Annotated in this window: 9 protein-coding genes; 3 read left to right on the top strand and 6 right to left on the bottom strand. The window is 26.9% G+C overall.

The window, feature by feature from the left end:
• Positions 1-17: 17 nt before the first annotated feature.
• A complete protein-coding gene (gene deoD / locus I4U66_RS00740) occupies positions 18-725 on the top strand; it encodes a purine-nucleoside phosphorylase (RefSeq protein ID WP_092927092.1) in 708 nt (235 codons plus the stop codon).
• A gap of 170 nt (positions 726-895) precedes the next feature.
• On the opposite strand, the gene I4U66_RS00735 is transcribed toward deoD, so the two are convergent.
• The 3 genes from I4U66_RS00735 to I4U66_RS00725 all read right to left on the bottom strand — a co-directional run bounded on the left by I4U66_RS00735 (position 896) and on the right by I4U66_RS00725 (position 6583).
• Complete coding sequence (locus I4U66_RS00735) at positions 896-4702, bottom strand: multicopper oxidase domain-containing protein (protein WP_195580864.1); 3807 nt, start codon at positions 4700-4702, stop codon at positions 896-898.
• A 221-nt stretch (positions 4703-4923) separates the two neighbouring features.
• A complete protein-coding gene (locus I4U66_RS00730; RefSeq protein WP_092927096.1) occupies positions 4924-5514 on the bottom strand; it encodes an ATP-dependent Clp protease proteolytic subunit in 591 nt (196 codons plus the stop codon).
• A 232-nt stretch (positions 5515-5746) separates the two neighbouring features.
• Positions 5747-6583 carry an aldo/keto reductase gene (locus I4U66_RS00725; protein ID WP_092927098.1) on the bottom strand — a complete coding sequence of 279 codons (837 nt, stop codon included), beginning with the start codon at positions 6581-6583 and terminating at the stop codon, positions 5747-5749.
• Positions 6584-7242: 659 nt separating this feature from the next.
• On the opposite strand from I4U66_RS00725, the gene I4U66_RS00720 reads away from it, so the two are divergent.
• Positions 7243-8010 carry a threonine/serine exporter family protein gene (locus I4U66_RS00720; RefSeq protein ID WP_176698703.1) on the top strand — a complete coding sequence of 256 codons (768 nt, stop codon included), beginning with the start codon at positions 7243-7245 and terminating at the stop codon, positions 8008-8010.
• 18 nt (positions 8011-8028) lie between these two features.
• Positions 8029-8487, top strand: coding sequence for a threonine/serine exporter family protein (locus I4U66_RS00715; protein WP_092927102.1), 459 nt, complete (start codon positions 8029-8031; stop codon positions 8485-8487).
• 203 nt (positions 8488-8690) lie between these two features.
• On the opposite strand, the gene I4U66_RS00710 is transcribed toward I4U66_RS00715, so the two are convergent.
• From I4U66_RS00710 to I4U66_RS14875, 3 genes are all read right to left on the bottom strand, one after another.
• Positions 8691-10688: an MFS domain-containing histidine kinase gene (locus I4U66_RS00710; protein WP_195928307.1), complete on the bottom strand. Its 1998-nt coding sequence runs from the start codon at positions 10686-10688 to the stop codon at positions 8691-8693.
• Positions 10689-10836: 148 nt separating this feature from the next.
• On the bottom strand, positions 10837-11028 hold the full coding sequence (locus tag I4U66_RS00705) for a hypothetical protein (RefSeq protein WP_092927106.1): 192 nt from the start codon (positions 11026-11028) through the stop codon (positions 10837-10839).
• Positions 11029-11106: 78 nt separating this feature from the next.
• On the bottom strand, positions 11107-13116 hold the full coding sequence (locus I4U66_RS14875) for a sensor histidine kinase (RefSeq protein ID WP_195928306.1): 2010 nt from the start codon (positions 13114-13116) through the stop codon (positions 11107-11109).
• Positions 13117-13199 lie beyond the last annotated feature (83 nt).

Here is a 13199-nt window from a genome sequence, read left to right as displayed (position 1 = left end):
TTTAGGAGGATTTAGACATGGGATTAACACCACATAACGCTGCAAATTTAGGAGATATAGCTGAAACTATACTTTTACCTGGAGATCCATTAAGAGCTAAATTTATAGCTGAAAATTTTTTAGAAAATGCAGTTGAGTATAATACGGTTAGGGGAATGTACGGATATACAGGATATTACAAAGGTAAAAGAATATCAGTTCAAGGTACTGGTATGGGTGGACCTTCTATGGGAATATATTCTTATGAATTAATACATTTTTATGGTGTTAAAAATCTTATAAGAATAGGTTCTGCTGGTGCTTTAAATAGCAATCTAAAAATACATGATATAGTTATAGGTATGGCAGCTTGTACTGATTCAAATTACGGGTCTCAGTATAATTTACCTGGTACATTTGCTCCAATAGCTAGTTTTGAATTAGTAAAAAAAGCTCATGATATAGCTTTAGAAAAGGGAATAACTCCAGTAGTTGGTAACATATTCTCTAGTGATGTTTTCTACAACGATGGCGGTTTAGATGCATTAAAATCATGGAGTAAGATGAATGTATTAGCTGTTGAGATGGAGGCTGCTGCTTTATATATGAACGCTGCTCGTGCAGGAGTTAATGCATTATGTATGTTAACAATATCTGATTTACCTTTTGAAGGTGTTGCTACTACTGCTATGGAAAGACAAACTGCTTTTACTAAAATGATGGAAATTGCTTTAGAATTAGCTTAATGTTATTATCTATGAAATTATTTCTTTAAGCACTACAATCATGATATAATACCTAAATTTTTACAATCAATTTCAAATTAAATTAAAAAGCTATATAAACTTTAAGTTTATATAGCTTTTTAATTTAATTTTATGAAGACTATCTTTTAATTGAGATATGACTTTACGTATTAATTATTAATTCTAAATATACCCCACATACCTGATTCTATATCCCATCTTATAAGCCCAGATCTATATAAATAGTCCCCAGGTATCATGGATGCTCCATTTAGTAATTCTATATTAAACACATTTCCTATATTCATAGCTCCTTGAGCTGATATGATTCTTGTAAATGGTTCTTCTGGTTGGGCTTTCCATTCATGTCCATGAAGTACAAAGCAAGTATTTCTAGGCTTATCGGCTGGCATTAGAAGTCTTATTATAACTTTTTCTCCTGGTGAAGCTTCAAATATTGGTGTAGCTGGATCTCCATGAACTTTAGAGCTAAATATTTTTGATATATCATAGTTAGGATTATATTTTAATCTATTAAAAAATCTTTCTGATCTGTAATTAAATCCTTTTTCACCTCTATCTTCAAAATCTACTGGTTCAGGTACTTCACCATCTTCATTTACTTGATTAGTTTTTATTAAATTACCATGTGCATCCAAAAGTCTTATTCCATTGTGCATAAACATTACAAACTCTCTAAATTGTTCATTTCCATCTACAGATACTGTTACTTGTTCTTTATAATTGTCTTTATTTCCATTATTGCTAGAACTACGTATTTGTGATCCTTCTGGCTCTATTATTATTGCTCCAAATAAACCATGATATCTATGATTTCTTATATCTGTAAATGATGATAATAAGCAAGTTCCATATTCTTCATCTGCGTACCATAAATATTCTATACTTTCTCCAGGTCCTACAGTTTGATCTACATCGTTATATCCTATATTTATACCACTACTATTTATTGGATCAAATTTTAAAAATTGTGGGCTAATTCCTACCCTCATAGACGGCTTAATTTCTTTATCCACTGGTACTCCTGGAAAATCTTGGTATGGTATTGGTTTAGTGAATAAATTAGTTAAAGTTACTTTTATATATTCACCTTTATTTGCTCTTAATATTAATGGAATTGGTTCCATCGTTCCATTAATTATAGCATCTTTGTGTTCATATGGCACAAATAACAATCCATCTGGATCATGATCTTTAAAATTATTATATAGTATATCTTTTTGGATGGCTGCTATATGAAACTCTCTAGTGATTATATTTTTATTTTTCATTGTATCCATATTATTTATACAATTATTATTATTACCTATAGGCAATAATTTTTCAGTTTTATCTTTATAAACTCTTATTATTCCCCATAAACCTAACCAGAAATCATCTTGTCCTCCAAAGTAATAAATATAATCACCTGCTTTATAGTCATCTGTTATTTTTATATTAAATGCTTCTGATATTCCTAATGTTTGAGATTGAACTAATGGTGATTTTTTATCTGTTATTTCTTTTCTCCACTTCATTCCATTTATATTAAATGCATGTTGCTCTTCTTGTGCTCCATCTAATAATCTTATTACAATTTCATCTCCTGGATATGTTTCTAGTAATGGTGTCACTGGGTCACCATGTACGTTAGAACTAAATACATAAGCTGGATCATTAAATACATGATTTGGGTCATTACCATTTAATCTTTCTCTTAAGGGTTCGCATTTATAATTTATGCCCATAACACCTGGATCATCATGTGACCCTGAAAATGGCGGTGGATTTAATGGATTTTTATCTTTATCAAATAGTAATGCAAAGTCATGAACAAATAATCCAAACTCCCTGAAAGTTCTACCTGAAGGTGTTTTTATTACTGCTTTTGTCCCATATTTTATTGGATTACCTGTTTTCGGATCATGGTATGTGGATCCTTTAGGTTCTATTATAAGACTTCCAAACACTCCATGTTGTTGATGTGAATTTGGATTAAGATGGTCGTGGAAGAAACAAGCATTTAATTCTTCATTAGCATAATATCTTTCTACTATAGTTTCTCCATAAAAAACAGAAGCCATATTATTATATCCATTTGCACCACCATCTGAAGCTATAACATCAAACTTAACTAAATGTATATGAAAGCCTACATTATCAGTTAAAGTTTCTAATTGAAATTCTGTTTTCGGTAATGTTTCTGGTAAGAAATTAGTAAGTCTAACTTCTATACAATCACCCTCATTAGCTCTTATAACTAATGGCTCTACATTAATCTCTTCATTTTCTATTCCAGCTACATACATTTTAGCTAACTTTTCTTTATTTTCATCTGTCATCTTATGTCCTGTATATTCTTCTATTTGCTCTTTCATAACATAAAATCTTCCATATGGATCATTCCACCCTGCATTGTTATATATCAATTTTGCTTGTAGTGCAAATAGTTCAAAAATAGCATCTGGCTCTTTAAAGTAGCATTTACTTGTATCTGGACAAGGTTGAGTGTATAAAGCTCCTCTAGTAACATCCTTCGAAAGGTTTGCTCTTTCAATATCAGTTGGGCACATTTTATTTTGACCGTTTTGATTAAGTATTCCTAAAGGCGGCTGTTTTGCCCTTTCTTTAAACACTCCATTTATAAACCCTGGATACCCTGGATGGTCTAAATCTTTTTTAGGTGGTTTTTCTCTATCTGGTAAAGGATTTAGAGCTTTTATATAAGTTCCATCTGGATATAGTGGACGTATGATTTCTCCATTTTCAAGTATTACATCTTTGCCTGTTTCTAATCTATCAAATACTCTCCATAAAGACCACATTCCTTCATGAAAGTGAGGGTATAAATGACAATGCCATATGTGATCTCCTATAGACCCAGGTAAGCTTCCTGCTCCGTGTAATATATCTATAGTATGACTTTCTTGAGGGCTTACTGATATAGAGTCTATTATAATAGAATTCGGATCATCTGGTTCTAACTTCCATTGATGTGTATGAAGATGGAATACATGTGTTTCTAATACACCTCCATGTATAAGTCTAAATTTTGAGGGGTCTCCTTTATATGCTCTTGGTATAAAAGTTGATGGATCTCCATAAGTCCATGAGCTCATAGAAACGTCTTCACCATCTACTAGCATATGATTAGGCTCTATTATATCTGTACGGCTGCAGCTATCCTCTGGATTAAAAGGATTACAACATTTAATACCTCTATCTTTTAGCGGTATTAAATTAGCTCTATTTACCATTGGCTCTGATCTATAACTGATAGCAGTTACTGCCATTGGTTGATTAGTATGAGGATCTATTATTTGATTTCCAAATCTATTTACAACTTCAAGTTCATCATGAAAATACACTGCATATTCTCTAAAACTTGGCTTAAATGGATTGTGTATATCAGCAAATATACCGCTTCGAAGTTCAGATCCATCTACAGGGTCTGTCCATGTAGATCCTTTAGCTTGTACTATAAGTGCTCCAAATAGGCCATGTATATTAGTTGCATCTTCACTAAATCTAGTATCTCCCATATCACTAAAGTAAAATATTCCTTCTCTATCTGCATACCATTCATATATTATCTTTTCACCTGGACCAACTGTAGAATCTTCATTGTAACCTACATTAGCACCATCAGATTTTATATTTCTGTACTTAAGTCCTTGCATATGAATTGATAACCTTCTATTTTCATTGTGCTCAAACTCTATTCTTACTGTATCTCCGACATTTGCCCTTATTGTAAGAGGTTGAACTTCTTCTGTAGGTATTGGAAGTGGATCTCCTTTTTGATCTTTATTGTTGAAATTTTTCAAAGCCTTCTCTTTCACTTTCCCTTTATCTTCACTTAATATATACATCATTCCATTTGGATCATAGTCACCAAAAAAGTCATATACAATCGGAATGGATAATACTGTAACATTAAATTTTCTAGTTATATTGTCAAAGTTATTACTATACACCTATATTCCTCCCTTAATTATGTGTTTATATATTAATATGATGTATAGTTTCAAACAGTTACACTTTTATTGCTTTTTTGACATATTATAACCTTGGAAGAATTTAAGTAATTTATAATCTACTAATATATAAAAAAGCCGTATCATTTGATTGTGATACGGCTTTTTTATTATTTTAATTTTTCATATATATTAGTTATTCTATTTATTACATATACATCTTATAAATTAGATAACTCATCATAACTTGATATAACTTTACTTACTATACCATAATCAACTGCTTCCTCTGCATTTAACCAGTAGTTTCTATCTGTATCTTTTTCTACCTTTTCTAAGGATTGTCCTGTAGCAGCACTAATTATATTATTAATTCTTTTTCGAACTCTTACTATCTCTTTTGCTTCTATATGTATATCTGTAGCTTGACCTCTACATCCACCTAATGGTTGATGTATCATATATCTAGTATTAGGCAGTGAATATCTGTCTTCTTTGTCAGCAGCAAGGTAAATTGTTATACCTGCACTTGCAACCCATCCAGTACCTATTATAATAACGCGAGGTTTAATAAACTTAATCATATCATGTATAGTATCCCCTGCTTCTACATGACCACCTTGACTATTAATAAATATCTTTATTGGTTCGTCTCCCATTTCCTGTAGAATTAATAATTGTGTTGCTACTTTTTCAGCCAACTCTTGGTTTATCTCTCCTGAAATGATTATTGATCTAGAATTTAATAGTTTTTCTACTACTACACTAGATGTATCTTTTACATTCTTTTGATTTTCCCCTTGATTATTCATATGTTCCCCCTATTATTTAGTAAATTTAATAATCTGTTAATAATAAGTATAGCATAATTATTCTAAATTATATTTATATTTTAATACTATATAAATATTTTCATATCCATAATAATATTAAAACTAAATCTTTTATAAAACTCATAATTAGTACTTTCTTTTTTGACATATTACACATAATACATTTATTTATAAGTTAAAAACCGCATCACTTATAGTGATATGTTTTTAACTACTTTGCTTCATTATATATAGTATTAATCGGAGGCTTTGATACAGATACATAATCGCCCTCATTTAATGAATTAATAGCTTCTATATCTTCATTTGAAATTTCAAAGTTAAATATGTCTATATTTTCTTTTATTCTATCTTCATTTGACGATTTTGGTATAGGTATAATTCCTCTTTGTATATGCCATCTCAATACTATTTGAGCTATTGTTTTTTTATATTTTTCTGATAAGTTTACCATTAAATCACTAGAAAATACCCTCCCCCTACTTATAGGGCTCCATGCAATAACTTGAATATTATTGTCTTTACAGTAATTTAAAATTTCATTTTTAGTACTAAAAGGATGAATTTCTACTTGATTTATCATTGGCATTATTTTTGCGCTTTTCTTTAGATCTTCTAAGTGATTTACTTTAAAATTGCATACACCTATAGCTTTTACTTTTCCTGTTTCGTATAAGTATTCAAATGCTTTCCATGTTTCATTATTTAATTTATTTGGCCAATGAATTAAATATAAATCTATATAATCTACTTGCAAATTATTTAGTGATTTATTAAAAGCTTCAATAGTTTTTTCATATCCATGGTCATCATTCCAAAGCTTAGTTACTAAAAATATTTCTTCTCTATTTATTTCACTATCTTTTATCCCTTTACCTATGCCAACTTCATTTCCATAAAAATAGGCAGTATCTATCATCCGATATCCTGCATTTAAAGCCTTTATTACTAATCTAGCCGTTTCTTCATCATTTCCTGACTTGTATGTTCCAAAACCAACTAAAGGTATTTTTACATCATTGCTTAATATTTTAAACTTTTCATGCATAATTAATTTTCCCCTTTTAATTAATATCTCATCTATTGATATATTATTTAAATCAATAAAAAAACATTGCCTAGATATATGCTTTTTTTGCATTATTTCATTATCATCTGAGTATTTAACTAGTTACCTTTTAAGTATAGATTACACATTAAATATTATCAATTCTATTTTCAAATTACTTATATATAAGAGAATATATTTTTAATCTACTTTGTGTTATACTATATGTCGTGAAATTCTTACATAAAAATACAAAATTTTACAATATATATTGTAAATATAGTTACTATTTATATAGCTCATAAGCTTAAGTAACTTCATTAACAAATAATTGAGATCATAGTAAGTTTTTTCTTATCAGATTTAAATCTAATAAAAAAAGAAGGTATGATATGGGTAAAATAAATTTTTTTATTACTAAGGAAAAATTAAATTCCAAGACTGGAATTTCGAATTTAAATTATAAATCTAATTTTTATGAATTTATATATTTTCATATACATATGGCTTCATCATGAGTTTTTTAATGATGAATTGTATTTTATAAATTTTTTGATGAAGTTACATAAATCAACCATTTGAGTAGTATAAGTATGTATTTAGATATTATTAAACTAAAGTACTAAAATTAAGACATATATTTGATGGAGATATATATTATGAATCAGAGAGAAAGTGAATATTTATTAAGTGTTGCCCTTGAAATTGGAAAATCAATGTTAAGTGCTGGTGCTGAAATATGGAGAGTTGAAGATAGCATTAGACGTATTTGTAAGACTTATAGTATAGATAATGTAGAAATTTATGCTTTAACAACCTTAATAATTGCAACTATAAAAACTAAAGAAGGATATCATTCTACTCAATCAGTAAGAATAGAAAAGGTATCAAATAACTTAGGAAAATTAGAGTCTTTAAATGAATTATCAAGATATATTTGTAAAAATGCCCCAAATATAAAAGATATTGAGTATATGACTAAAAAGGCTGTTTCCTCAGTCAATTCCGGCTATTATAACTGTGTTGGATATATTTTATCTTCTCTATCCTTTGCTATATTTTTTGGAGGAAGCTTTTTAGATGGTATATTAGCAGGGGTAATAGGTGGGATTGTTTTCTTTATGGAAAAATATTGTAATTTGAATGGTTCTAATAATTTGATATATACAATGATTTTAAGTTTTATAACAGGATGTTTCGGAATAATTTTAGTTAAATTTGGACTAGGACAAAATGTAGATAAAATTATGATAGGAAATATAATGTTATTTATTCCTACATTAGCGCTAGTAAATGGTGTTAAAGATATATTTTATAGAGATATTATAGCCGGTCTTTATAGAATAATTGAGTCTGTCTTAATTGCATTATCCGTTGCATTAGGATTTGGCTTATCTCTTGTAGTATTTGGTATTTTTCATATATAGTCTTGGAGGATTTTAATTATGGATAGTAATTTAATACAAATTATAACGGCTGTCTCTGGTACAGTTGGCTTTGCTATTTACTTTAATGTAGATAAGTCAAAGTTAATACCAATCTCATTTGGTGCATTTATTTCATGGATAATGTATTTATTCGTTTTGAATATGAGCAATAGTTTATTTCTAGCAAATTTTTTATCTGCTATATTGGTATGTATATATTCTGAGATTATGGCACGTGTGTTAAAAACACCAGCTAATATTTGTTTAATTCCTTCAGTTGTTCCATTACTTCCAGGTAGTAGCTTTTATTATACAATGTTAGCAGCAATAAGTATGAATATGAATGTATTTAGACAAAAGGGAATGGAAACTTTTATGATAATTTTAGGAATATCTCTTGGAATAGTTATTGGTTTTTTCATATTTGTACAATCATTAAAAGTTTTTCATAAAATTAAATCTTATAATCTTAGTTAAATAATTAAAATAAGTACAAAAAAGACCCTATATCGAAAACACGTAAAAGGTATTTATATGAGGTCTTTTCTGTATAATATTAAACTAGGGTATTTTGCTAATTAAAAAGCTGACTCCTATTAAGTTTAGTAGTCAGCTTTTAGATACTTAATTATACTCTTTATTATATTAATTTTAATTTGATATTAGTTCACTAAATATATTTATACTACATCATAAAGTTCATATATATCTGAAAACTCTAGCTGTATCTTTTGTATATCTACTTTGTAAACATTACTTACTATTTTTTTGCTATTTTCCTCTTCTAAAACTTCATTAGGTAATAAAATAGTAAACTCTGTTCCTCTTACCCCATCACTTTTTAAGTTTATATTACCACCCATTAACTCAACAATAGATTTTGTTATACTTAACCCTATTCCACTACCTTCATTTTCTCTTCTTAATGACTTATCACTCTGGACAAATCTATCAAATATCTTATCTTGAATCTCAATAGGTATACCGATTCCCTCATCCTTTACCTTGATACTTACCCACTTGTTTGTAGTTGACATATCTACTAAAATAGTTCCACCATTATCACTAAATTTTATAGCATTTGATAATAAATTTAACATGACTCTTTCTATCATATCTGGATCACATTTTATGTTAAGCTCTTCTACATCTGTATCAAATATTACATCAATTTCTTTTACCTTAGCATAATTTACAACAGATGTACTTATCCCCTCAACAAGTCTTACTATATCATAGTTACTAAAGTCTGGAACTTTAAACCCTACTTCTAATTTAGTTATATCCACTATATTATCTATTAATCTAAGCATTCTTTTGCAATTTATATCTAAGCTATTTTTATATTTTAAGTATATTTCCTTAAAGTTATTTTTATCTAAGCTATAATTTAATAGTTGCATAGTTGAATATATTATATTTAAAGGAGTTTTAAGTTCATGACTTATATTAGCAAAAAATTCATTTTTCATTCTTTCTTCTTTTTTCATATTTTTATATTCTAATAAAGCTGTTTGCATTTTATACTTTTCAGATACATCCTTAATAATTACAACTTTATATCTCTTATCATTTTTTTTAAATAATTGTATAGATATATCTATGAATATATCTTCACCTTCTATGTATATTTCTTTGTTATAATGATCATATTTTTGTAAACATTCTTCTATTTCATCAAAAAGTATTTTTCCCTTAAATATCTTGTCAATATTAAGTTTATATTCTCTATCACGGCATAAATAATCTGAATACTCTTCCTTCCTACTTGATATAGCCTTTTTATTTAAATATTTAATGTTATATTTTTCATCACAGATTATTATATTATTATGTTTACTTTCTTCTACTATACTAAAAAATAGACCTTTTTGCTCTTCTAGTTTTTTGTTTTTCTTTACATTTTCGCTAAGTTCTATAAATAATCCTAATATAAACATTATAAAACCTATATAAGTTATTGAAACTGATGTTAATCTAATTTCATCATTCGTATATATATAACTTGCTATAGAATATATAGACTTTGTTGCAAACATGAGTATACTAGATGCTATTACTCCATATATATATTCTTTTTCTGATATACTTTTTATATAAAAAATAACAGCTATAAATAAATATATAAAAAATAGTAGTATATTATATGCTATGAAAAATTCCATATTCATTATACTTTCTGAAATTTTGTAGTTATACTCTATATACGTAACCATAAAAGTGCTAATTACCACTATTATAAATGCTTTAACTTTATTTTCTATAATAAAGCCTTTAAGATTTTCCATGTTACTAATAGATATAAGTGCGATTACAACTCTTATAAACGTTGTCCCTATTGCAAGATATACCTCAACATTATTACTTTCATAGTTTAATTGATTAGAAATACATATATCTAATAAAAAAACTATATACATTAGTGATATTAAAAATAACTCTTTTTTCTTATTGCTACTATATGATAGTAAACAACTTAAAACTCCTAATGCAGCTAAAATCGCATTGAAAAACCTTATAAACTCTGATCTTGTGAATTCAAAATTTGATTGTCCATCTATAAGTGATCCTAATCTTATTATATAAACCCCAAATACTATAATAGATATTAGAAATATAATTATCATATTATTTTTATTTTCTTCTCTTATATCCTCAAAAACATTAAAATTTTTCATTAAAATCCCCCTTCAATACTATGATATGTGATTATATCATATAAATTGTAAATTTTTGTTTTTTAGATTATATTTAATAATATATCTTATTATTTACCATACTAAAAAACTATATATAAACATTAGATTTTATATATAGCTTCTTAGTTTATTTTTTTAATTTTATTATTCTAATCCCTTCATAAACTCCACCTATAATTATACCTAAAAAAAGCCCTAGCATTATTAAAAATTCGATTTCATAAGATTTTACTCCAACCCTAGTTGATAGTACATAAGTTACTAGAACTATTGATGGTACTGTTAAAAATACTATCCATCTAAATACTATCTTTTTCATCTATCTAGTTCCTTTGTTTTAAATATTATTAATAATATTTATGCTAAATTGTAAATATATTATTATAATTAAAAAGCTTTATAGTATATAAGAACTTTCATTATATAACTCATATATATCTGAAAATTCTAATTGTATTCTTTGTATATCTATATCATAATCTTTATGTATAACTTTATTTTTATTGTATTCTTTTAATACTTTATTAGGTAGCAAAATAGTAAATTCTGAACCTATATTTTCCTCGCTTTTTAAGTAAATTTTGCCATCCATCAGCTCAATTATAGATTTTACTATACTCAATCCTATGCCACTACCTTCATTTTCTCTTCTCAAAGATTTATCACATTGAACAAATCTATCAAATACCCTTGATTTAATATGAGAAGGTATACCGATACCTTCGTCCTTTACTTTTATTTTAACCCATTTTTTATTAGTTGATATATCTACTAGGATAGTACCACCTTTATTACTAAATTTTATAGCATTTGATAGCAGATTTAACATAACTCTTTCCATCATGTCTGGGTCTAATTTTATATCAAGTTCCTCTACATCTGTATCAAATATAACTTCTATATTTTTAATACTAGCATAGTTTATAACAGATGTAGTTATCCCCTCAACAATTCCCACTATATCATAGTTTCCATACTGAGGAACCTTATATCCTACTTCAAACTTAGTAACATCTACTATATTATCTATTAGCCTAAGCATTCTTTTACAATTTATATCTAAGCAACCTTTATACCTTAAGTATATATTTTTAAAATCACTTTTTTGTGTACTAGCCGTTAATAATTGCATAGTCGAGTATATTATATTTAATGGTGTCTTTAGTTCGTGACTTATATTAGCAAAAAATTCTGTTTTAATTTGTTCTTGTTGTCTTATATTTTCATACTCTAGTAATGCTTTTTCCATTTTGTACTTTTCAGATACATCCTTTAATCTTACCAACTTGTATATGGTGTTATTTTTTTCAAATTCCTGTATAGAAACATCTACTATCATATCATTTTCTTGTATGTATATACTTTCACTATAATTTTCATCTTTTCTAAGTTTTTTTTCAACTTTATCAAGGACTGATTTGCTTGAATGTATAAACTTTAAGTTATGTTTATCATTATCTCCTTTTGATTCTTTAATATTAAATGCTTTTAGGTTATTATTTCTAGCTCTTTTATTAGCATATTTTATATTGTATTCTTCATCACATATAACAATACTACTGTACTCATTTTCTTCTACTATTTTAAAAAATAAGTCCCTTTGTTCATCTAATTTTCTATTCATCTTTATATTTTGACTAAGTTCTATAAATAGACCTATTATAAATATAATAAAACCCATATATATTACCGATGTTGCAGTTAAGCTAATTTCTTCATTATGTTTTATCAAACTACTATAATCATATATAGATTTTATAGAAAACATTATGGCACTAAAACCTATTACCCCATATATATAATCTTTTTTAACTATACTTTTTATGAAAAATATCCCTGATATAATTAAATATATTATAAATAATGATATGTTATAATTTTTTATAAAATTAATATCTAGAAAATTATTATATAAATTATATTTATACTCTAAGTATATAAATAAAAACGTTATCAATACAATTATTGATGTAGCCTTTATTTTATTTTCATCAATTATATTTTTTAATTTTTCTAGGTTACTAGCTGCTATGCTCATAACTATAAGCCTTATAAAAGATGTTCCTATTGCAAAATATGTATATGTTTTATCACTTTTAATATATATTTGGTTTGATACAAATATATCTATAAAAAATATAGTGTACATTAATGCAACTATAAACAATTCCTTTTTTTTGTTACTATTATAAGATATAATACAACTTAAAATACCTAGTATTGACAAAACGGCATTGAAAAATCTTATAAAATAAGACCTGGTAAGCTCAAATGATACTCCCTCGTTTACAAGCAAATTTAACCTCATTATGTATAAGCTAAATATTATCATTGATATTAAAAGTATTATTACCATACTTATTCTTTTTTGTTCTATGGAATTATTAAAGACATTTCTCACCCTCACTAAAAGCCCCCTTTTATAAATATCTTTACCTAAATTATAACATATAAATTATTCTTTTAACATAAATTGACAAATGCTTTAAT

The organism is Romboutsia sp. D33t1_170424_H2, assembly GCF_015669105.1.
GTDB classification, from domain to species: Bacteria; Bacillota; Clostridia; order Peptostreptococcales; family Peptostreptococcaceae; genus Romboutsia_C; species Romboutsia_C hominis.
Note: the sequence above shows the minus strand (reverse complement) of the source record. Positions and strands in the feature narration are given on the sequence as shown.

Excerpts from the sequence above, each read along its gene's own strand:
- I4U66_RS00720 (WP_176698703.1), top strand. The coding sequence starts at position 7,243 with ATGAATCAGAGAGAAAGTGAATATTTATTAAGTGTTGCCCTTGAAATT.
- I4U66_RS00710 (WP_195928307.1), bottom strand. The coding sequence starts at position 10,688 with ATGAAAAATTTTAATGTTTTTGAGGATATAAGAGAAGAAAATAAAAAT.
- I4U66_RS00705 (WP_092927106.1), bottom strand. The coding sequence starts at position 11,028 with ATGAAAAAGATAGTATTTAGATGGATAGTATTTTTAACAGTACCATCA.
- I4U66_RS00715 (WP_092927102.1), top strand. The coding sequence starts at position 8,029 with ATGGATAGTAATTTAATACAAATTATAACGGCTGTCTCTGGTACAGTT.
- I4U66_RS00725 (WP_092927098.1), bottom strand. The coding sequence starts at position 6,583 with ATGCATGAAAAGTTTAAAATATTAAGCAATGATGTAAAAATACCTTTA.
- I4U66_RS00730 (WP_092927096.1), bottom strand. The coding sequence starts at position 5,514 with ATGAATAATCAAGGGGAAAATCAAAAGAATGTAAAAGATACATCTAGT.
- deoD (WP_092927092.1), top strand. The coding sequence starts at position 18 with ATGGGATTAACACCACATAACGCTGCAAATTTAGGAGATATAGCTGAA.